A 20952-nucleotide genomic window follows, 5' to 3' on the forward strand; every position below is an offset into this window, starting at 1 on the left:
ACGCCGCCGCCCGTCCCACCCCCGGCATCATCACCAGAGGAAGGCCGTCATGCTCTCCACCCCAGCACCCCAGATTGACCCTGTCGCCGTCAATCCATTCGGCGAAGACGCTCTCGCCATGGCCGTGCTGGTCGCGCGCCGGGCCGCAGGCGAGACCTACGAGACCATCGCCGACACCATCGGGATCACGCCGGAAGGCGCAGAGGCGATGGTCGCGGTCTTCGCGCGCATGTTGCGCGACGCGCTCGAAGCCGAAGGGCGATTTGATCGGGCCGAAGCCGAAGAACTCGCTGCGGGTTCCCCCGTGGCAGGCGGTGATCCGGAGTTCTTCATGGCCGTCATCGAGGCATGGCTGACTGGCAAGTCCTACACGGAACTCGATGCCGGTATGGGCTGGGAGCCCGGCACGTTCGCTGGGCGGATGGCCTACTTCGTCGTGACCATTGAACGCGATCTTCGCGCCCACGGCTGCCCAGTCAACCCGGAAGCGGCGCTGTCGCGCGCATACGCCGCCGAGCAGCAGCGTCAGCGCCCGAACTAAGTTCCCCGCCACTCGATCACCTGCCGGCGCCCTGCATGGGCTCGCGCGGTGGTCGAGTGGCACCGTTTGTCACCTCCCAGGAACACATCTCCATGTCAGCCGCCCAGGACCGTCCCAGCCCCTCCGCGCAGCGCCGTAGGAGCCGCCCGGCCGGTGACCGCACTGCCAACCCCCGCATTGCGGCACTGGCGGCTTCCGCGCCTCCGCGTGACGACTTGGACGTCGAGATCAATCGAGCGGTGGCGGAGAGGCGGCCTCTCGATCTGGCCGTCGCCTTTCCGGCTCCTCCTCCACCTCCTGATGGCCCCGCCAGAGAGCCAGTCCCCACGACCGCAGCCGAGGCCGCCAAGGAGCATCGGCTGACCATGCTGCATCGACTCATGTTGCGCGGCCTGAGCGTCGAGCAGTGCGCCGATGCCATGGGCCTGTCGGGCCGAACCGTCATCCGCATGCGGGGGGAACTCGCTGCCAGGATGCGCGCAGCGGGGAAGTTCTCCGACCCGCTTTTGCTTCGCGGGAAGACCGACGAGTTTTTCGACCGGTTGATCGAGGAAGCGCTGGGGCCGACGCTAGGCGCACACATCCCGTTCAGGGAGCGTCTAGACGCCCTGAAGACTGCGCTTGCAATCGAGGAGTCGAGGCAGCGATTCCTGAGCGCGGCTGGCGTCTATCGTGCGTACCCCACCGAGATTGATCCGGCGGCTGTTCGCAGCATGAACCCTGATGCCCAGCGCCAGGTGAACGAGGGCATGGGCCGGCTCTCGCACTTCCTCGACCTGATCGTCCGGGGCAGTCCTGAGTTGGACGCCGAGATCGCGGCCGACATCGAGTGCGGGAAGGCTATGTCCTCGAAGGACATGCTGGAGGCGGAGGGGGAGCGCTCCTCCACCCAGGACGGATAGCACCAGTGATGTTCTAGCGATGCGGCGCGATCAGTTCTGGGGAGCCGACGTGCCCGGCTGATCGGTGGCAAGACGCTCCAGGAGAAGCCTGAGGTGTTCCGCCGGTAGGCTAATCGTCACCTCCAACGTCTGGCCAAAGACCTTGAAGTCGAGCCCTCTGCCCTCCGCACCGCGTCTGATGGCAGCCTCGTCGAGCGCTACTCGCACCGACTCCAGGTAGGTGCACCGCCGGCCGCCAGAACAATTCACGTCGTTGAAAATCCGGGCCAGCGGGAGGATTTGTGCTGCCGCGTCGCGGGCCTCAGTGAAGTTTGCCCATATCAGCGAAGAATGGGTGACGATGACGAAGGAGGAGTATTGGACCTCACCCGACGCTCTCGTTCGGGTGGCGCCGATACTGGCTGACGAGAACGGGCTACGGCCCGCCACGGCATCGTCCATCGTGCCGATGTCGGCAGAAGGCCTCACCGCGTAGGACACGGTCGGGCGGAATGGGTCATCCGTTACCCGTACCGACGGGCTCTCAATCGGAGGACTGCTTTGCGGCGGCGCCGGCTGAGCAGGCGCACCGCGCCGGGCAGCAGGGGGGCGCTGTGGTGACGCTGACTGGGCCAATGCGTCATGTGGTCCCAAGTGCACGGCTGGGCCGACGACCAGCGAGATCGCGCCCGCGATCAAGGGTAGCCTTCTCTGGGCCAACGCTTCGCTCCGCTCTCGATGTCGTGAGCCTGCCAAGCGCCGCCCTACGTGTCCAGAGATACGCGACCCCCGAATGGTCGCGGGCAGAGGTTCGCCACGAGGGCTGTCTCATTGGACCTTGCCCTAGTGAGTCACCCTTGGACCCCAATCAAAACGTCTCACATAAATAGGGTATTGTCTTTTGGGTCATTCGCCTCTCATACTTAAAGAGTCTAATGAGACAAATGGGGGCTCGGATGGGCATGCAGATCGGGTACGCGCGGACTTCCACGGTCGAGCAAGAGGCCGGGCTGGAGGCGCAGGAACGAGACCTTCGGGCCGCCGGCTGCACCAAGACCTTCGCCGAGCGCGTCTCCTCGGTCGCCAAGCGGGCGCAGCTTGAGGCGGCCCTGGACTACGTCCGGGAGGGTGACACCCTGGTTGTGACGAAGCCCGATCGGCTGGCCCGCAGCGTCGCGGACCTCCTGTCCATCGTGGCCCGCCTGGAGGCCAAGGACGTGGCCCTCCGCGTCATCTCGATGGGCGGCCAGGAAGTCGATACACGGACCCCGACCGGGAAGCTCATGCTGACCATGCTGGGGGCAGTGGCCGAGTTTGAACGCGGCCTCATGCTGGAGCGCCAGCGGGAAGGGGTCGCGAAGGCGAAGGCGGAGGGGAAGTATCAGGGCCGCGCCCCTACGGCTCGGCGGCAGGCGGCGGACGTCCTGAAGCTCAAGGCCGAGGGTGTCCGGCCGACTGACATTGCCAAGCGCCTCGGCATCGGGCGCGCTTCCGTCTATCGCATCCTCGAAGGAACGGAGTAGGCGCGCGCCTGCGGCCTAAGCCGCCGCCCGGTACTGCGGCTTCTGAACGAGGCGCTGTCTCAGGCTCTCCGGCACCTTCATGCCTTTGGAGGCGATGAACAACTCGGTTCCAACTCGCTTCTCTTGAACGGAGTAGCTGATGTCGAAGCTGTATTGTCGATAGCCGCGATAAATCGAACGAATTTCCGGGATATCATCATAAGTTACGACCCAAGGGAGTTCCAGACCGGTAATGGAGCTTGCTACCTTCTCGTGGTCCTGCGCTTTGTAGAAGCTTGTGTAGAGAGCTGCGCCTTTGTGAAAATAGGGAGGGTCAGCAAACAGCAACGATTTTTCTGGTAGGGTCTTTTGGCAGCGACTCAGGAATTTGCGGGCATCCAACCCCGTAAGGTGAATTCGATCCGAATAAGATTCTATCCGCTTCAGCCTGCGTGCGAGGTCTTCTCGGTTGAAGCGGCAATCGATCTTATAGGGACCATCCTGTTCCAGGCCTCCTATAACGCCACCGCTCTTAACCACGCCGGATCGATTTGTCCGATTGAGGAAGAATGTCGAAAAACCAAGCGTGAGGGTATTTGACATGTCGGCGGCGCGATTTATCTCGCGCTGTTTTCGCCATTCCTCAATGGTGACGGGCGTGTTCGAAACTAATTCCCGAAACTCTTTTCCGTTATTGAGGACGCTGTGCCAGAACGACCAGATTGCAGGGTCCACGTCGTTGATGTGGATGTCGGTAACATGGCCGCCGAACAGGAGTGATAGGGCAAGGCCAGCGCCTCCTGCGTAAGGCTCGGCATAGTGACCCTGCTCCAGCCTGTTGAGCCGGATTAGCTCGACCGTAAGTTCAAGCAGGCAGGATTTGCCGCCAGGGTAGCGCAATGGTGAGTTCGTCCTGGCCATGCGTTCTTCCGGTAAGCCTATGATTCCGCTCGCTTGTTAACACGTGACGGCTCGCCCGCCCAGCGCCTAGGTCGCCCCCTTCACGGCCTCCGCAATGCACGCGAGAATCACTTCCCGAAGCACTTCCATGTCGTTGATAAGTTGCTCTCCATTGAACGAGGCTGCTAGGTGGTGGTGTTTGGTGCTATTACCGTGCTCATTTATGCGCCGCAGCGCAGCCAACGGCGACTTTGTGTCTGAAATCCCAAGTTGGCTGAGCTTGCCCTTGCTCAAGAAAGCGTCAAAACTTATGGTATTACTTCGGCCGGCACAGGCAGTTAATGTCTCGAAGAAAGACCACGCTCCCACAGAAATCAGTAAAGTGTGATCATCCAGATCGATTGTGCAGATAGAGTGATACAGCTTTTCCAGTTTATAGTTTCCGTAACCCTGTAGCGCCTTGTATATATCATTATCGAACGCGACGTGAGTGCGCTTCTGTGGCCTGCGGGGCTTTGGATCTTTAGCCTTCCTTTCCTTCTTCTGAGAATTTTCTACGGCCAAGGGTTCGGCGCTGATTCTTGTCGCAGTTACACCTCCGAGGTCGCTAAGTGGCCGCGCGTACTCTATAATTTCAGTCTTGTTCATCCGGGAACTCACGGCGCGTTCAGATACCGGTTTCTCAGAGGTGAGGTCCGCAATGTACCGTCGAAGCATAATGTCGAAATCTGGCTTAGGTCGGGTCCTAAGCAACTCATCAGGCGAGGCTTGAATGCCTAAGGTTTCTCGGAAAGTATCGTTGTTAAGAAAGCGCTGAACAGTCGTTATTTTTCCGTGTCGTTGCTCAGCAGTTAACATGCCGGCGCTCTCGGCATAGTCCAAGAGTGCTTGAGCGAACTTATTCTTGTTATCGCCGTCAAACCTAGCTTTCTGTTCTGCGTCCCAGCGGCGCCTACCTATTCCATTCATCTCCCCGGCGTGGATACGATCCAGCCAAATTCGAACCTCGTCCGAATTCTGAAAGACGACGGCGTTCACGGTTTTGATGGGGGACCAATCCTGGCTTAGCTTCTCAAATGTCTTTCGCAGTTCGGCAGGCGCAAGCTCTGGATCGAGAAGCAGCTTCAGGGCACACACCCTTCTGTTCCCCTCCTCGACACGGTAGTTGCGCGCCGTGCCACGTGCTGCCTTTTGCTCGATCGGCACTAAGCCAATCCGGTCGAGTGGGTTTAAGCCGTTCTTCACGATGTCCCTGGCCAGGGCGACGATGCTCTCCTTTTTGCAGAGATATTCGATAGCCTTGGCTTCGCTGTCATATTCAGCGTGCCTAGGATTATCCAGAGCCAGGAACATTCTGCTGACCGGTACGGGCTCGGAGACGGGTCCCTTTGTAGCCATGAGACTATGGGCAAAGGCGAGCGGATCGCCTCCAGATGCCCCCTCCCTATCGATTCGCTGAAAGAATAGCGCGGCAGTAGAACTTCCCCAAGCTTGCAATCGAAACGTTAGCGAATGCCGAATCCGACCCGGTTCCACCATCGCCGCTGGCTCGCGGAGTGCCCAGGGCTCCCTTAGACTTCGAGATGCAAGCTAGGAGCTATCCGATGATCGAGGTTCGACACGAATTCGAAATCGTGGTCAGCCGTGTCAACGAAGGGCCGCATGACCACTCGGAAGAACGTTACATGGCACAGAGCATCAGCGTCAGCCCGGACGGGCGCCTCATGATCAACTGGAAGGACGGGGCGCGAAGCTTGGACGGAGGAGGCTGGGATAGGTTGGAGGTCCGACGTATTACGACGGTGCATCCCGGAATGGCCGCATAGCACCGCCGGCTTTCCGGTTGCCGACTGCTACACAATCTGCCTACGATTCGGATGGAGCGGCGGCCATAAGGCGCTGATTGTTCTGTCTTTCCGGAGTGGATGGGCGTGTCCCACCCTCTCCGTTCCCGCTTCCTGAGCCTCGGACAGGAAGGGCAGGAAAATCAAGGGCTTCCAGGTGCCGCGGCTCCGTTGAACCGCCATATGGCGGGAATGGAGCCGGCCTGGCTCCGGCTCCGCCTCGCCTCCATAATGACGGGGAGGGTTGCCCCTCCCCGCACCACGGTCATTTCACGTCGATCGAAAGGGTACCCTGCGGCGGGTACACCGGCTGCGGCTGGACCGTCATCGCCGGCGGCGCCTGATACACAGGCGGGGCCTGGTACTGGTACTGATAGGTCACCTGGGGCGGCGGCGGGGCCGGCGCGGGTGTCGGCTCGACCCGGTAGGTATAGGTGGTCTGCGGCGGGTAATTGTAGGTCACGCTCGGCGGATCCGGCACGTCCCAGCACACGAATGGACGGTATGGATCGCAGTAGCGTGCGGCCTGGGCGGCGCCGCCTCCCACTATCAGGGCGGCAGCAGCCGTAGCGGCGAACATCAAGCGCATCGGGGCCTCCTTCTGCGTCACGTACGGGGCAACGCTCCGGCAGCGCCCGGGATGCGCCCCTGCAGTCACGAGGGGGCGAGCGCGCGGCGCTCAGATCTCCGTCGTGATCTTGGGCGCGGCTTGACAGGTGCGGGAGGCGGAGCAGAGCCTGCAGCACCTTTCCGCCCGGAGAATAGCGTGATGCCGCCCGTCCTGCGCCGCCTGCTGCCTGCCTTGGGGCTCGCCATCTGCATGGCCGGCGCGGCCTTCGCGCAGGATGCCGATCACCCCGCCGACCGGCCGATGGTGGTGGGCTCCGATTTCGGGGTCGCGCCCTGGATGGTGCGCGGGCCCAACGGGCCCGAGGGCTTCGGCGTGGACCTGATGCACGAGATCGCGCGCCGGCTGGGGCGGCCGGGCGTCGAGATCGTCGACGTCAATTTCTCCGGCCTATTCGCCGCGCTCTTCGCCAAGCGTTTCGAATTCACGGCGAACCCGCTCAACATCACGGAGGAGCGGGCGCAGCGGATGCTCTACACCGAACCCTTCTTCGCCACCGGCAACGGCTTCATCACCCGCCGCGGCGTGACGATGGAGGGCCTCCAGGCGCTGCGTGGCCAAGCGGTGGCGGTCAACCGCGGCACCATCAGCGACACCTGGGCAACCGCCAATGCCGAGCGCCATGGCTTCGAGGTGCAGCGCTACGACACCTTTCCCGACAGCGTGCAGGCGGTGCTGACCCGGCGCGCCTTCGCCGCCATCAACGAGATCCCGACCACGATCTACGCGGCCAGCCAGAACCGCAACATCACGGTCGCCTTCCGCGACTATACCGGCCGCAATTTCGGCATCGCCTTCCGCCCCGACGACCGCGCCTACCGCAACCGGGTGGAGGAAGTGCTGGAATGCATGAAGCAGGACGGCTTCCTGGCCCGGCTGCATGAGCGCTGGTATGGCAGCCCGCCGCAGCCCGGCACCTCCATGACCGAGGTCTATCCGGGCTACGGCCCGCCCGGCCTGCCGGGCTTCGAGGACACGCCGCATACGCCGCGCTGCGGTGGATGAGCGGCTTCGCCGAGCACTACCTCAACCTCGAGGTTCTCGCGCAATACGGGCCCGGCATCCTGGGCGGGCTGTGGGTGACGATCGGCGTCGCCGCCACGACCGTGGTGTTGGGCATCGGCTTCGGCCTGCTGCTGGCGGTGCTGGTGGCGGCGCGCATCCGGCTCCTGCGCTGGCCGATCCTCGCCTGGATCGAGACCTTCCGCACCCTGCCGCAGCTCGCGGTCATCATCTTCGTTTATTTCGGCCTGCCCTATGCGGGGCTGACCATCTCGCCTTTCTGGGCGACCGCCGGCGCGCTGGGGGCGGTGCTGTCTGCCTTCGCGGCGGAGATCTTCCGCAGCGCGATCCAGGCGCTGCCCTCGGGACAATGGGATGCGGCGGCAGCGCTGGGTCTCCGGTTCCGGACCACCTTCTTCCTGGTGATCCTGCCGCAGGCGGTACGGCTCGCGATCCCGCTGCTGACCAATCGCGCGATCGCCATCATCAAGGGCACGGCGCTGGGCACGGCGGTGTCACTGCCTGAGATCCTGGGCCGCGCGCAGAGCGCGATGGCGATCGCGGCCAATCCTTCGCCGCTGACGCTGGCCGCGGCGCTCTACCTCGTCCTGTTCCTGCCGCTGGTGATCGCAAGCCGCTGGCTGGAGGCGAGCCGGGTGGTGCCGCGCTGATGCCGGAAGGGCTGCAGATCCTCATCGAGAATTTCTTCGACTGGGAGAGCGCGCTGCGCGCCTGGCCGCTGCTGGTGCAGGGGCTGGCGCTGACGGCAGCACTCGCCGCGACGGCGCTGCCGCTGGGCCTGCTGCTCGGCCTGCTCATCGGGCTGGGCTGCGCACTCGGGGGGCGGCTCGCGCGAGTGGCGCTGATCGTCTGGATCGATCTGTTCCGCGCCTTCCCCGTGCTGGTGTTGCTGATCCTGATCTATTACGGCCTGCCCTTCCTCGGCCTCAGCCTGCCTGCCTTCGCCGCGGCGGTGCTGGCCTTGGTGCTGAACAATTCCGGCTACTACGGCGAGATCTTCCGCGCGGGCCTTGCCAGCGTGCCGCACGGGCAGCGCGAGGCGGCGGCGGCGCTCGGGCTGACGCCGCTGCGCGCCGCCTGGCTGGTGGTGCTGCCACAGGCGCTGCGCGCCGTGGCGGCGCCGCTCGCCTCCAACTCGCTGGAGCTCGTCAAGGCGACCTCGGTCGCCGCGCTGGCGGCGCTGCCGGAGCTGCTGCGCAGCGCGCGCGTCGCGCAGGAGCAGACCTACAACCCGACGCCGCTGATGATGGCGGCGCTGCTCTACTTCGTGCTGCTCTGGCCTTTCGCGCATCTGGTGGCGCGGCTGGAGCGGCGGATGCTCGCGCGGGAGGCGCGGTAAACTATGATGCGGGAGGCGCGGTGAGGATGGCAGGACGGCTGGCGGGCAAGGTGGCGCTGGTGACCGGCGGTGCTTCGGGCATCGGGCGTGCCATCGCGCTGCGCTTCGCGCGGGAGGGCGCGGTGGTGCTGATCGCCGATGTCACCACGGATGTGCTGGAAGGCGGCGTGCCGACCCAGGATCTGCTGACGGCCGAGGGGCTGCGCGGCGAGGCGCTGCATTGCGACGTCTCGCGGGAAGAGGATTGCGAGGCCGCGGTGGCGCACGCCGTCGCCGCGCACGGCCGGCTCGATGTGCTGGTCAACAATGCCGCGGTGCGTCTGGGCAAGCCGCTGCTGGACTGCACGCGGGAGGAATGGGACCGGCTGATGGCGGTGAACCTGACCGGCGTGTTCCTGATGGCGCGCGCTGCGGTGCGCGCCATGCGTGCGCAACCGCCGCAGGGCGAGGTGCGCGGGCGCATCGTCAACATCTCCTCCCAGCACGGCATGGTCGCCTCGCCGGAGGACATCGCCTACGGCACGTCCAAAGCGGGGGTCGTGTACATGACGCGGCAGATCGCCGTGGATTACGCGCGCGACGGCATCGTCTGCAACGCGGTGGCGCCGGGCAAGATCCTGACCGGCAAGGGCGGCCGCGCGGTAGAGCCGCGCTGGCTCGACTACAGCCATGCCCGCACGCCCTGGCCGCGGCTGGGGCGGCCCGAGGATGTGGCGGGGGCTGCGCTGTTCCTCGCATCCGAGGATGCGAGCTACGTCACCGGGCACAATCTGCTGGTGGATGGCGGCTGGATGGCGTTCTGAGGGCGCGCCGGCTCAGCGCAGGTCCAGCTCGCGCAGCAGCCGCGCCGTCGCCGCGTCCTCCGCGGCCAGGAAGGCAGCGAAGCGATCGCGGTCCAGCAGCTCCACTTCGTTGAAGGCGCGCCGCATCGCCGCGCCATAGTCCGGGTCGGCACCGCCTTCCAGCACCAGGCGCTCCCAGCGGTCGAGCACCCCTGCCTCCGTGCCTTTCGGTGCGAAGAAGCCGAAGCGGGTGACGAGTTCCACATCCAGGCCGGCCTCGCGGAGCGTCGGCAGATCCGGCAGCGCCGCCATGCGCCGCGCCCCGGTCTGTGCCAGGGGCACCACGCCGCGCTCGACCAGCGGCATGATGTTGCCGGGCGCGCCCATCACCAGATCGATGTCGCCGGCGAGCAGCGCCACCGCGGCGGTCGCGATTCCGGAATAAGGCACATGCAGCAGCCTGATGCCGGCCGCCCTGGCCATGGCCTCCGCCACCAGGTGCGGCGTGCTGCCGACGCCGGGCGTGCCGTAGCTCAGCCCTTCGGGCCGCGACCGCGCCCCGCGCAGGAAGCCGGCGAAGTCGGCGAAATCAGCGTTGCGCCGCCCCGCCAGCAGATAGGGGATGGCAATGAGGCTGGCGATCGGCGCGAAGTCGGCGATAGCGTAGGGCAGGTTCTGCAGCCGCGGCACGGCCGTCAGCGCGCCGGTGCCGGCGAAGAGCAGCGTATGGCCGTCCGGCGCCGCGCTGCGCACGCGGCTCGCGCCGACCGCACCGCCACCGCCGGCGACGGCGTCGATGACCATGGCCTGGCCGAGCGCCTGGCCGATGCGGCTCTGCAGCGGGCGGATGTATTGATCGGCGCCGCCCGCGGCATAGGGGACGATCACGCGGATCGCGCGGTTCGGATAGGGCTGCGCCCGGGCGGTCAGCGGCGCCAGTATTAGGCCCGTGCCCGCAAGGGCACTGCGCCGCGTGATCCGCATCGCCTTCCCCTCCCTGCCCATCCGGTCACGCATGCATGCGGAAGAGCCGCGCGGGATTGGCCCAGAGCACCTTCTCGCGCTCCGCCGAATCGGGGATCACGCGATGCAGCGCCGCCAGCAGCGGGCCGTAATCCGTCCGTGCCTTCGCGCGCAGGAACGGCCAGTCGGAGCCCCAGATGCAGCGGTCGATGCCGAAGGCGCCGATCAGCGCGGCGAGATAGGGGTCCGTGTCCTCATAGGGTGAACCCGTCTGGCTGAAGCGGAAGACGCCGGAGAGCTTGATGACGGCATCGCTGCTGCGGCCGAGCTCCAGCAGGGCCTGGAAGCCCTTCTGCTGCAACCCGCCTTCCAGTTCCGGCCGCCCTGCATGATCGATGATGATCGGCAGCTTCGCCGCACGCAGCGCGGGCAGCGCCTGGATGACGGATGCGCCGTGGTGATAGTGGATCTGCGCGAACCATCCGACCTCCCGGGCACGGGCCAGCGCGCGCTCACCGACGGGGCCGAGCAGCGGCGGGCTGGTCGGGAAGTCCAGGTTGAAACGGATGCCGACGATGCCGCCTTCGACCATGCGGCGGATCTCGGCTTCCGGCGTCCCGTCCGGCAGCAGGGCGACGCCCTTCAGCCGGCCGCCCGCGTCCCTGATTGCCTCCAGCATATAGGTGTTGTCGGCGCCGTAGCCGCCGAGCGGGTTGATCAGCACCCCATGGGTGAAGCCGTGGCAGGCGAGCACATGCAGGAACTGCCGTGCGGTGCCGAGCTCGTTCGGCTGGATGTCGAAGCCGCGGTCGCCGCCCCAGCCCTGCCGCGTGAGGTCGAAGGCATGCGCATGGGAATCGACGGCGGGCATCGGTGTCCTTTCAGAAACCGTAGAGCGCGGCGGGGTTGTCGACGAGCAGGTGCTGCCGGTCCTCGGGCTCCGGCGCGAAGGCGGGGATGAGGTTCAGCAGCTCCATCTCGTCGACCGGCGTCGCGAGGTTGGGGTGAGGGAAGTCGGTGCCCCAGAGGACACGCCGCGGTGCGGCCTGCAGCAGGGCGCGCGCGAAGGGCAGTGCCGCGTCGAAGGGGCTCTGCGTCATGCGCTCCGCGCCGCTCAGCTTCACCCAGATCCGTTCGTCGCGCAGCAGGTCGAGCAGCGTGCGGAAGGCAGGACCATCCACGCCCAGCGACGGTTCGACGCGGCCCATATGGTCGATCACCACGGGCATGTTCAGCCCGCGGATCACGGCTTCCATCTCCCGCACGCCGTCGCCTTGCAGATGGAGCACCATGTGCCAGCCGAGCGGCCGCACGCGGTCCGCGGCGCGGTGCAGGACGGCCATCTCCGGCCCGCCGCCGAGCGCCTTGATGAAGTTGAAGCGGATGCCGCGCACTCCGGCTTCATGCATCTCCCGCAGCGCCGCATCAGGCGTCGCGTCGTCGATCATCGCGACGCCGCGGCGACGCGCGGGATCGGAGCGCAGCGCATCGACCATGGCGCGGTTGTCCGTGCCATGGCAGCTCGCCTGAACGATCACCGCGCGCCCGAGGCCGAGGCGTCGGTGGAGCGCGGCCAGCACTTCCTTCGGCCGGTCCTCCGGCGTGTAGCTGCGGCCGGGCGCGTAGGGAAAGCGCGCCGCCGGACCGAAGACATGGCAATGGGCATCGCAGGACAGCGCCGGCACCGCGAAACGCGCCGTGCGCGGCGCCGCATCCTGGCCTTCGGCCTGCATGTCGCTTCCTCACCCTCTCGCCGGCAGGCTAGTGGGGCAGCGGGGTGCGCCAGAAGGACGATCTGACTCCATTCCGCGATCCGGAATGCGCAGCCGTGACCTCCACCGCGTCAGGTCCTTGGCTCCGGCACCGTCTCCGCCAGGTCGGAGACGATCAGGACCAGCTTGCCGATCTGCGCATTGGCATCCAGCACCGCCTGCGCGGCCGCGGCGTCCTCCAGCCTGTGGATGCCGCAGATATGGCTGCGGATGCGGCCATCCTCGAGCAGCGGCCAGACCTGCTGCACCAGTTCACGGGCGATGCGGCCCTTGTACTCGGCAGGTCGGGACCGCAGGGTGGACCCGGTCAAGGTCAACCGGCGGATGTAGATGTCGCGCGTGCTGATCTCCGCCTTCGGTGCGCGGTGGCTGGCGATCAGCACGAGCCTTCCGTCCATCGCCAGCAGGCTCATGTGCAGCGGCGTGTAGTCGCCGCCTTGCCCGTCGAGGATGACATCCACGCCGTCGGCCGCCAGGGCGCGCACCTGCTCCGGCCAGTCGGTCTCACGGTAGTCCACCGCGTGATGCGCGCCATACTCCAGGCAGACGGCGCGCTTCTCCGCCGAGCTGGCGGTGGCGATGACCGTGGCGCCGCGCAGCGCCCGCGCCATCTGGATGGCGGCGAGGCCGACGCCACTGGTGCCACCCTGCACTAGGAGCGTCTCGCCTTCCGCGATGCGGCCGAGCCAGAAGACGTTGTTCCAGGCCGTGAAGAAGACTTCCGGCAGGGTCGCCGCCTCAGTGAAGCTGAAGCCGCGCGGGATCGGCATGCATTGCGCCGCCGGCACCGCGCAGAATTCGGCATAGCCGCCGCCCGAGACGAGCGCGCAGACCGCGTCGCCCGGCCGCGGCCAGGCGATGTCCGGCGCCGCGGCCTCGACGATGCCGGCGATGTCGAGGCCAGGAATATCGGTGACGCCAGGCGGTGGGGGATAGAGGCCCTTGCGCTGCTGCACGTCGGGTCGATTGACGCCGGCGGCGGCCACGCGGACCAGCACCTCGCCCGCGCCGCAGGCCGGCACCGGCCGGTCAGCCAGCGCCAGCACCTCCGGGCCGCCCTTGCCCCTGATCTCGATCGCCCGCATCGCGCCGCTTCCTCCGCTTGCTGTCCACCTAACATCGCATTGCCGGACCGATGAGTGGTGCAGCGCGCCGTTCCGCACCACGGAATGTTGCGACGGAGCGCTGGAGGGACCTGCCCGGACCGCTAGGCTCCACCGCAATGGCGTGTCCATACGCCGTGGAGGAAATGCATGCCGCCCGTCTCAGCGCCGGCTGACGCGCCGCTCGTGGATGCGCATTTCCATGTCTACACCACGGACATGCCGATCATGCCCTGGGCGTGGCACCGCCCGCCGCAGGATGCCTCGGCGGAGCAGTTCGTCGCGCTGATGGACCGGCACGGCGTCGGCTATGGCGTGATCGCCGCCGCGAGCTTGCATGGTCAGTACAACGACTACGTCATCCGCGCGCTCCGGCGATATCCGCGGCTCAGGGGCACGGCCTTCGTGCGGCCCGAGACGGACATGTACACGCTGGAGCGCATGAAGGCCGACGGCATCGTCGGCATCCGGCTGTTCTTCCGGCGCGTGCCCGATCCGCCGGACCTTTCCTCTCCGGAATACCGGCTGTTGCTGCGCCGCGTGCGCGACCTGGACTGGCATGTGCATACGCTGGTCGGCGGCCCGGCCCTGGCGGATGTGATCGGGGCCGTCGAGGCCGCCGGCGTGAAACTGGTGATCGACCATTTCGGCAGGCCCGATGAGCGGCTCGGCACGGACTGTCCCGGCTTCCGCGCGCTGCTGGCGGCGGTGGAGCGTGGCCGCACCTGGGTGAAGCTGTCCGGCGGCTTCCGCATGGCCTCGCGCGAGGCGGCGCGCCTCTACGCGCGGGCGCTGCTCAGCGTCTCCGGCGGCGAGCGGCTGCTGTGGGGCAGCGACTGGCCCTTCGCCGCCTTCGAGGAGCAGGTCACCTACGGGCAGACGATCGCGGATTTGCATGACTGGGTACCGGATGCGGCGACGCGCCGGCTGATCACCGGCGACACGCCGATGCGCCTCTATTTCGGCGCCTAGAGCATGATCCGTTCGCAAGCGCTCACGGACCACGCTCTAGCCCTTTGCTTGATCGCGCGATTCAGACTTTTCGGCCGAGGAGGCCTCAAGTCATCACGCTCTGACGGCAACCGGACACGCAGGGGAGGGAAGCCATGTCCAGCATGACCCGACGGCAGCTCGGCGGCCTCGCGCTCGGTGCCGGCTTCGCCGCCGCGTCGCCTTCGGCATCGGCGCAGGCCTGGCCCGCACGTCCCGTCGCCGTCGTCGTGCCCTGGCCCGCCGGCGGCGCTGCCGACGCGCTGGCACGCTCCGTCGCGCAGGACTTCACCGGGCGCTTCGGCCAGTCCTTCGTGGTGGACAACCGCTCCGGCGCCAACGGCAATATCGGCGCGGCGGCTGTCGCACGCGCGGCGCCGGACGGCCATACGCTGATGATCACCACCAACGGGCCGATCACCAACAACACGCTGCTCTACAGGTCGATGCCGTTCAACCCGGTGACCGATCTGACGCCGATCGTCCTTCTGGCTGAGCTGCCGCTCGTCATCGCTGCGCGCAGCCAGATGCCCTACCGCAGCCTGCAGGCGCTGATCGTCCATGCGCAGGCGAATCCGGGCCGGGTGAATTGCGGCACGCCGCCGCCGGGCTCGGCGGCGCATCTGGCGGTGGAACTGCTGATGCATCGTGCGGGCATCCGGCTCAATCTGATTCCCTATCGCGGCTCCGCGCCACTGACCAATGACCTGCTGGCGGGGGCGGTCGACATGGCGATCGACCTGGTGACGACCCACTTGCCGCATATCCAGGCCGGCACGCTGCGCGCGCTTGGCGTCACCTCGACCGCGCCGATCGCGCAACTGCCGGGGGTATTGCCGGTGCAGGCGCAGGGCGTGCCGAATTACCAGGCGACCGGCTGGATCTCGTTGCTCGGCCCCGCGCGCATGCCGGAGGAGGTGATCGGTCGGTTGAACGCTGCGGGCAATGCCTATCTCGCCATCGACGGGACCGAGGCGCTGTTGCCCCGGCTCGGCCTTACGCCGCTGGGCGGGACGCCGACCGACCTGACGCGCCGGATGGCTGCCGAGGTCGCGCAGTGGCGGCCGATTATCCAGGCGGCGAACATCTCCATTGATTAGCTCTCCAAACGAAGGAAGCGACACCATGGCCATCGACGAGCTGCGCATCCGGCAGGAGCTGGAGGTCCTGAACATCGCCTTCTGGCGCGATGTCGATTCCAATTGGGGCCGCAACGCGCATGACTTCTTCACCGCGGACGGCGTCTACACCACCAGCCACAAGGCCCGGAAAGGGCGCGATGCGATCCGCGGCTTCTACGCGGAGCGGCAATCGCGCGGGGAGCGCGTGTCGCGGCATCTGATCCACAACTTCCACGTCACCGTGCAGGACGAGATGCATGCGACGGCGGAGTGGACCATGTGCCTCTATGCCGATGACGGTGTCGCGCCGTTGCTGTCGGAGCCGCCGATCCTGATCGGGGCGGTGACGGACGAATGCGTGCGCGGCTCCGATGGCCGCTGGCGCTATGCCTCTCGCACCACCAGGCCGCTGTTCAAGGGCAGCCGGCCGACATCGGGCTGAGCCCCGCCGGCAGGGCTCAGAGGTGCCGCCCGGCATCCACCAGCAGCGTCGATCCGGTGGTCAGGCGCAGATGCGTGACCGCCGCGGCCACCGCCAGCGCCACGTCATCGGCCTGGCAGACAGTCTGCAGCGGCGACAGCGCCGCCTGCTTCAACAGCGCGTCCCGGCTGCGGCCGGGAACGAAGCCGGTATCCACGCCCGCGGGCGCGACGCCGACGATGCGGATCTCCGGTCCGAGCACCCGCGCCAGCGCCATGGCCATGGTGTCCAGCCCCGCTTTCGCCGCGCAATAGGCGATGCTGCTGCCGAGGCCGGTCTGGGCGGCGAGGGAGGAGATGTTCACCACCACGGCGTCGCCGCTCCGCCGCAGCAGCGGCAGGAAGGCACGGATGACGGAGAAGGGGCCGCGGAGATTGGTGACGAGGATGCGGTCGAAGGTCTCGTCGTCCATGGCCTCCAGATCGGCATGCGGAACCGCGCGCGTGGTGCCGGCGGAGTTCACCAGCACGTCGGCGCGGCCGAAGCTGGCTTCCACCTCGGCCGCCGCCGCACGGATCACCGCGCTGTCCGTCAGCGGCAGATGGATCGGTCTATGGCCACTGCCCGGCAGTTGCGCGGCCAGTGCCTCCGCCCGGTCGCGCCCGCTGTTGTAGCCGATGGCGATCCGTGCGCCGAGCTCGGCGAGCCGCTGCGCGGATGCGGCGCCGATGCCGCTGCTGCCGCCCGTCACGACAGCCACACGGCCCTCCAGAGCGTAGGGCCCCAGATTGCCGTTTCTCAGCTCGCTCATGGCGTCCTTGCTCCTTCCCCCGCCGGCCGTATCAGGCATGCGCATCCTGCCGCAGGTGGTACGGCGACCGGTGGCGAGTTTGCGAGGATTCCGCATCGCGGAACGGAAGGGCAGCAGCCGCGAACCCCTGCTCAGGACCGCTGGCGAAGCTTGTCAGGCATGTTCATCTCCAGCACGGTGTGGGCGAATGGCGGTATCGGCGAATGCATGCCAGCGCTCGGCAGCGCCGCCGGTGCCTCGCAGGCCCGCTCCGCGCCGGGACGGATCGCGACCGCAGGTGATTGGCCGGGAAGAATGTCCATGCGAGCGATCATCGTCGGCGCAGGCGGCCACTCGAAAGTGGTGCTCGAAGTGATCAGGGCAATGGGCGGCCACGAGGTGCTTGGCTTCGTGGCGCCGGCTGCACCAGGCGCCTCGGTGCTCGGCCTGCCCGTTCTCGGCGGCGACGAGATCCTGCCACGCCTGCTCGCCGAGGGCGTGCAGACCGCCTTCGTGGCCATGGGGAACAATCAGTTGCGCCAGGAGGTGGCTGGGAAGCTGAGGAAGATGGGATACAGCCTGCCGGCGGCCATCCATCCCTCGGCTCTCGTGTCGCCATCAGCCTGCATCGGACAGGGCGTCGTCGTCATGGCGCGCGCGGCCCTCGGCACAGAAGCACTGCTGCAGGACTTCGCCATTATCAACACCGGGGCTGTCATCGACCATGACAACCATATCGGCGCGGCGGCGCATGTCGCCCCCGGCTGTGCTTTGGCCGGCAATGTGACCGTCGGTGAGCGTGCGCTGATCGGCGTCGGTGCCGCCGTGCGGCCGGGGATCCGAATCGGGGCGGACGCGGTGATCGGTGCCGGCTCGGCCGTCGTGCGGGATGTCGCGGCTGGGGCGATCGTCGGCGGCGCGCCGGCCAGGCCGCTCCGTCGCTCCTGAGGCGCCGACTTCAACAAGCGACGATTACACGTTGGCGTAGCGGGAGTTCCGGAGTGTTCGGTATCCACGGATCAGCTCGGCAATGCCGCGCTCGATGCTCCAATCCGGTGCCCAGCCGGTGCGTTCGAGCTTTTCGTTGGAGACGATATAGTTGCGCTTGTCGGGGTCCTCACCGATCGGCGCCTCCAGGTAAGTGAAGCCAGGCACCTGCTCGGCAATCTTCGCGCAGAGTTCCAGCTTCGACAGGTTGGCCGAGGAAAGGCCGAGGTTGAAGGCGTTCGCCCGCATCGTCTCGTAATTCGTCAACGCGTGCTCAAATCCTTTCACCACGTCGCGGACATGGATGTAGTTCCGCTTGAAGTGGCCTTCAAAAATCACCACGGCACGATCGGTCACCGCGCGCCAGGTAAAGTCGTTCACCAGCAGGTCGAGGCGCATTCGGGGCGACATGCCGAATACGGTGGCGAGCCGCAGGGATATGCCGCCGCGTTCGAGCACCGCGTTCTCGGCGGCCATCTTGGTGGTGCCGTAGAGCGAAATCGGATTGAGCGGGGTCTCCTCCGTGCAAGCGATACCTTCCGCGCCGACGCCATACCCGGAGTTGGTGGTCGGGTAGAGGATCCGCTGTGCCGGAGACAGACGCTCCACAGCGGCGATGACGGCATCCTGGTTGAGGCTGATTGCCGCGATCGGATCTTCCTTGCAGAGGGGGGCGCCGACCAAAGCCGCCAGCGGGATCACGACATCCGCCTTCGGCACGAGCGCATCGAGCAGCCGAGTGTCACGGGCATCACCGCGTACGGGCTCGAAGGTCTCCCACTGGCAGCATGCGGCGAGCTCCGTCGTCCCGCGCGCGAAGGTGTCCAGCACCGTCACCGCGTGACCACGCTCCAGCAGGGCCGGTACCAGCACGGAGCCGATGTAGCCGGCGCCGCCGGTGATCAGGATGCGCATGTCAGTTCCCCTCCCAGCTTCGGCCTTGGCCCCGCGCATGCGGCCCAGGCCTGGTTGACAGTCATCCGCAAGGAGCCGCCGCGGTACAGATAGCCAGGCAGTCCCGCCCGCGAGGCGGCTTCGATGTCAGTGTCGCGATCGCCGATCAGGAAGCTCCCCGCCGGCCGCACCGGCCAATCCCGTAGGGCGCGCAGGATCATGCCGGGATTGGGCTTGCGATCGGCATGCGCCGGCGTCTTGAGCCGCGCGACGCTGGCCTCAGGGTGGTACGGGCAATGGTAGAAGGCATCAACGTGCGCGCCCACATCGGCAAGCTGCCTGGCCATCTCCGCGTGAAAGTCATCCATGGCCGCTTCGGTGTAGAAGCCGTGCGCGATACCGGCCTGATTGGTGACGACGAAGACGAAGTAGCCGGCGTCGTTCAGGTCCCGTACCGCCTCTCTCGCCTCCGGTATCCAGGTGAGATCCTCAGGACGATGCGTATAGCCATGATCGACGTTGAGAATACCGTCGCGGTCCAGGAACGCGGCGGGGCGCGTCATGAGCTGGGGCAGGCAGCGCCTCGCCTGGTCGAGTGATTCCGGCAGGCCGATGTCGATGAAATAGCCGGACTGTTCGATGCCCAGCAGCAGCCCCTCTCGCGCGAGCGACGGGAAGACCTGACCCTCCAGCGATCCGATCGCAGGAAGTCGATCCTGGATCTCCCGGCTGAGGCAATAGAGCCCGCCGTTGATCAGCCCTGGTCCCCGCTCGCCGCGCTTCTCGCTGAAATCGACGATTCTGTCTCCCTCGAGGGTGACGCCACCGAACCGCGAGGTGTCTTGCACGTGCCTCAGCGCGAGACAGCCGAGCGCGGAGCCTCTCGGGACCGAAGCCAGACGTCGCAGGTTGATGTCGAAGAAGCTGTCGCCATTCGCGAGCAGGAACCAGGGATCGAGCTCGGCCGATACGCGCCGGAGGGCGCCGGCCGTCCCCGCGGGCTCCTCCTCGCGCAGCACGCGCAGCCGCGAATCGCGAACACGGCGCCCGTGATAGCGTTGCTCCACCTGCCCACCGAGATACCCGGACAGGAGCAGGATATCGGTGAAGCCGTGACGGGCGGCTTCGTCGATCAGCAAGTCAAGAAAGGCTGTCCCTGGTGCGAGCTCGAGCAGGGGCTTCGGCGTCGACCGCGTGATGCTGCCGAGCCGCGTCCCGGCCCCACCGACCAGGAAGATCGCCTGCTTGATCACGCGGCCGGTTCCACCATGCCGATGTGCTCCTCGGGGTCGGAAGCGGCCCAGCCATCGGTGCCCTCGAAGGCGTCGTTGCGTCGCAGCACCTTGTGCCATCCGGCGATGAAGCGCGCGTAGGACAGCACCCGGCCGCGATGCGCGGCTCGGCGGAGAAGCTCCTCCCGCTCGGGCTGCGCCATGTCGACGACGCGCAGCATGCCCTGCATGATGCTGTCCACGGATGTCGGATCGACCAGAACACCGGCGCCGCCGATCGCCTCCTCCTGCGCGCCGCCCGCGCTCACCACGGGCACCAGGCCGCGCTGCGCTGCTTCGATCGGCGGCAGGCCAAAGCCCTCCAGCAGGCTTGGAAGCACGAAGCCGCAGCCATTCTCATAGAGCCAGCGCAATTGCGGCTCGGTGACGTAGCCGAGCGCCTTTGCTCCGGGCGTGCGCGCTGCCTTTTCCAGGATGGCCTCGGCGCCGAGATGGCGAGAGCCGCAGAAGACGTAGCTGACGCCGCGGCCATGAAGGCCGGACTGCGCATAGGCTTCGAGCACGCGAAGATGATTCTTGCGGGTCTCGAGGGCGCCGACCGTCAGCAGGAAGGGCGGCTTCACCCCGGGGACCGGTTCGGTGCTGCCCGTCAGCACGCCGGGGCGGACATATTGCGCGACGGTCTGCATGAAGCGGAATCCGTCGCCATAGCGATCCCGGAAGGCGCGCTGGGAGGCATCGCTGACGAAGACCATGCCGGGGCCGATGCGGCGGATTTTCTCATAGGCCTCTTCGTAGAGGCTGCGGCCGCCGAAGAGCTCGGGGTGTGAGACCGGTCCGATATCATGGCACTGCACGATATCGTCGGGGTCCAGACGTGAGCGCAGCACATAGAGCGGATCCAGGATCAATCGGCGTCGGTTCGGCACCCTTCGGCCGTCTGGCCACATGAGCAAACTCCGGTTCTTCAGGAGCGAAAGCTCATGGAGCATCAGTCGCCCGGCGATCCGCCGAAACAGGCCCGCTGGCGGCTCTCGACGGATGAGCCGCCAGTACCGCACCTCCGGGAAGTACTCCGGCATCTCGCGCAGGATATCGCGGCAGATGATGTAGGCCCCTGTCCGGTTGATCAGACCCAGCGAGAAGTCCATCAGGTACTGCTGCCGTTTCATCCAGACCACTCCGCCTTGTTGAGGGAGATCGGCTTCCGCGTTCGCTTCCCCCGATGGAAAGGTCGCC

23 protein-coding genes are annotated in these 20952 nt (G+C 66.8%); 11 read left to right on the top strand and 12 right to left on the bottom strand.

The window, feature by feature from the left end:
• Nucleotides 1-49 precede the first annotated feature (49 nt).
• Entirely contained in the window at nucleotides 50-541 is a 492-nt protein-coding gene (locus GXW71_RS21500; protein ID WP_211854733.1) for a hypothetical protein, read from the top strand.
• Nucleotides 542-906: 365 nt separating this feature from the next.
• Nucleotides 907-1443: a hypothetical protein gene (locus GXW71_RS21505; RefSeq protein WP_211854734.1), complete on the top strand. Its 537-nt coding sequence runs from the start codon at nucleotides 907-909 to the stop codon at nucleotides 1441-1443.
• Nucleotides 1444-1473: 30 nt separating this feature from the next.
• Here GXW71_RS21505 and GXW71_RS21510 read toward each other — a convergent pair whose 3' ends face one another.
• Entirely contained in the window at nucleotides 1474-1884 is a 411-nt protein-coding gene (locus GXW71_RS21510) for a hypothetical protein (RefSeq protein WP_211854735.1), read from the bottom strand.
• Nucleotides 1885-2384: 500 nt separating this feature from the next.
• Between GXW71_RS21510 and GXW71_RS21515 the strand changes: the two genes are divergently transcribed.
• Complete coding sequence (locus tag GXW71_RS21515) at nucleotides 2385-2945, top strand: recombinase family protein (RefSeq protein ID WP_211854802.1); 561 nt, start codon at nucleotides 2385-2387, stop codon at nucleotides 2943-2945.
• Nucleotides 2946-2960: 15 nt separating this feature from the next.
• On the opposite strand, the gene GXW71_RS21520 is transcribed toward GXW71_RS21515, so the two are convergent.
• From GXW71_RS21520 to GXW71_RS21530, 3 genes are all read right to left on the bottom strand, one after another.
• Nucleotides 2961-3845 (bottom strand): DNA adenine methylase, encoded by an 885-nt coding sequence (locus GXW71_RS21520; protein ID WP_211854736.1) that lies wholly within the window; start codon nucleotides 3843-3845, stop codon nucleotides 2961-2963.
• A 66-nt stretch (nucleotides 3846-3911) separates the two neighbouring features.
• Nucleotides 3912-5177, bottom strand: coding sequence for a hypothetical protein (locus tag GXW71_RS21525; protein WP_211854737.1), 1266 nt, complete (start codon nucleotides 5175-5177; stop codon nucleotides 3912-3914).
• Nucleotides 5178-5933: 756 nt separating this feature from the next.
• Entirely contained in the window at nucleotides 5934-6257 is a 324-nt protein-coding gene (locus GXW71_RS21530; RefSeq protein ID WP_211854738.1) for a hypothetical protein, read from the bottom strand.
• A 180-nt stretch (nucleotides 6258-6437) separates the two neighbouring features.
• Here GXW71_RS21530 and GXW71_RS21535 point away from each other — a divergent pair, with 180 nt between their 5' ends.
• From GXW71_RS21535 to GXW71_RS21550, 4 genes are read left to right on the top strand one after another with little or no spacing between them, the layout of a single operon-like run.
• On the top strand, nucleotides 6438-7301 hold the full coding sequence (locus tag GXW71_RS21535; RefSeq protein WP_246526770.1) for a substrate-binding periplasmic protein: 864 nt from the start codon (nucleotides 6438-6440) through the stop codon (nucleotides 7299-7301).
• Nucleotides 7298-7969 (top strand): amino acid ABC transporter permease, encoded by a 672-nt coding sequence (locus tag GXW71_RS21540; protein WP_211854740.1) that lies wholly within the window; start codon nucleotides 7298-7300, stop codon nucleotides 7967-7969. Before GXW71_RS21535 ends, GXW71_RS21540 begins: the two co-directional genes overlap by 4 nt.
• Entirely contained in the window at nucleotides 7969-8658 is a 690-nt protein-coding gene (locus tag GXW71_RS21545; RefSeq protein WP_211854741.1) for an ABC transporter permease subunit, read from the top strand. Before GXW71_RS21540 ends, GXW71_RS21545 begins: the two co-directional genes overlap by 1 nt.
• Nucleotides 8659-8684: 26 nt before the next feature.
• Nucleotides 8685-9461 (top strand): SDR family NAD(P)-dependent oxidoreductase, encoded by a 777-nt coding sequence (locus GXW71_RS21550; protein ID WP_211854742.1) that lies wholly within the window; start codon nucleotides 8685-8687, stop codon nucleotides 9459-9461.
• A 12-nt stretch (nucleotides 9462-9473) separates the two neighbouring features.
• On the opposite strand, the gene GXW71_RS21555 is transcribed toward GXW71_RS21550, so the two are convergent.
• From GXW71_RS21555 to GXW71_RS21570, 4 genes are all read right to left on the bottom strand, one after another.
• Nucleotides 9474-10424, bottom strand: a complete 951-nt coding sequence (locus tag GXW71_RS21555) for a Bug family tripartite tricarboxylate transporter substrate binding protein (protein WP_211854743.1) — start codon at nucleotides 10422-10424, stop codon at nucleotides 9474-9476.
• Nucleotides 10425-10449: 25 nt separating this feature from the next.
• Nucleotides 10450-11274, bottom strand: coding sequence for an amidohydrolase family protein (locus GXW71_RS21560; protein WP_211854744.1), 825 nt, complete (start codon nucleotides 11272-11274; stop codon nucleotides 10450-10452).
• A 10-nt stretch (nucleotides 11275-11284) separates the two neighbouring features.
• Nucleotides 11285-12136, bottom strand: coding sequence for an amidohydrolase family protein (locus GXW71_RS21565; RefSeq protein WP_211854745.1), 852 nt, complete (start codon nucleotides 12134-12136; stop codon nucleotides 11285-11287).
• A gap of 110 nt (nucleotides 12137-12246) precedes the next feature.
• Nucleotides 12247-13260 (bottom strand): NAD(P)H-quinone oxidoreductase, encoded by a 1014-nt coding sequence (locus GXW71_RS21570; protein ID WP_211854746.1) that lies wholly within the window; start codon nucleotides 13258-13260, stop codon nucleotides 12247-12249.
• A 168-nt stretch (nucleotides 13261-13428) separates the two neighbouring features.
• On the opposite strand from GXW71_RS21570, the gene GXW71_RS21575 reads away from it, so the two are divergent.
• The 3 genes from GXW71_RS21575 (at nucleotide 13429) to GXW71_RS21585 (ending at nucleotide 15831) form a co-directional block, all read left to right on the top strand.
• Entirely contained in the window at nucleotides 13429-14250 is an 822-nt protein-coding gene (locus tag GXW71_RS21575) for an amidohydrolase family protein (protein ID WP_211854747.1), read from the top strand.
• A gap of 134 nt (nucleotides 14251-14384) precedes the next feature.
• Nucleotides 14385-15368: a Bug family tripartite tricarboxylate transporter substrate binding protein gene (locus tag GXW71_RS21580; RefSeq protein WP_211854748.1), complete on the top strand. Its 984-nt coding sequence runs from the start codon at nucleotides 14385-14387 to the stop codon at nucleotides 15366-15368.
• Between the two features lie 25 nt (nucleotides 15369-15393).
• Nucleotides 15394-15831 carry a nuclear transport factor 2 family protein gene (locus GXW71_RS21585; RefSeq protein WP_211854749.1) on the top strand — a complete coding sequence of 146 codons (438 nt, stop codon included), beginning with the start codon at nucleotides 15394-15396 and terminating at the stop codon, nucleotides 15829-15831.
• Between the two features lie 16 nt (nucleotides 15832-15847).
• Here the strand turns inward: GXW71_RS21585 and GXW71_RS21590 are convergent, their stop codons facing one another.
• On the bottom strand, nucleotides 15848-16621 hold the full coding sequence (locus GXW71_RS21590; protein WP_211854750.1) for an SDR family NAD(P)-dependent oxidoreductase: 774 nt from the start codon (nucleotides 16619-16621) through the stop codon (nucleotides 15848-15850).
• 300 nt (nucleotides 16622-16921) lie between these two features.
• Between GXW71_RS21590 and GXW71_RS21595 the strand changes: the two genes are divergently transcribed.
• Nucleotides 16922-17548, top strand: coding sequence for an acetyltransferase (locus GXW71_RS21595; RefSeq protein WP_211854751.1), 627 nt, complete (start codon nucleotides 16922-16924; stop codon nucleotides 17546-17548).
• A 24-nt stretch (nucleotides 17549-17572) separates the two neighbouring features.
• On the opposite strand, the gene GXW71_RS21600 is transcribed toward GXW71_RS21595, so the two are convergent.
• The 3 genes from GXW71_RS21600 to GXW71_RS21610 are packed head-to-tail and all read right to left on the bottom strand — an operon-like array spanning nucleotide 17573 to nucleotide 20885.
• Complete coding sequence (locus GXW71_RS21600) at nucleotides 17573-18502, bottom strand: NAD-dependent epimerase/dehydratase family protein (RefSeq protein WP_211854752.1); 930 nt, start codon at nucleotides 18500-18502, stop codon at nucleotides 17573-17575.
• Complete coding sequence (locus GXW71_RS21605; RefSeq protein ID WP_367617344.1) at nucleotides 18490-19734, bottom strand: HAD-IIIA family hydrolase; 1245 nt, start codon at nucleotides 19732-19734, stop codon at nucleotides 18490-18492. Before GXW71_RS21605 ends, GXW71_RS21600 begins: the two co-directional genes overlap by 13 nt.
• Entirely contained in the window at nucleotides 19731-20885 is a 1155-nt protein-coding gene (locus GXW71_RS21610; protein WP_211854754.1) for a glycosyltransferase, read from the bottom strand. Before GXW71_RS21610 ends, GXW71_RS21605 begins: the two co-directional genes overlap by 4 nt.
• Between the last annotated feature and the right edge of the window lie 67 nt (nucleotides 20886-20952).

The sequence above is a fragment of the Plastoroseomonas hellenica genome, assembly GCF_018129085.1.
GTDB lineage: Bacteria > Pseudomonadota > Alphaproteobacteria > Acetobacterales > Acetobacteraceae > Plastoroseomonas > Plastoroseomonas hellenica.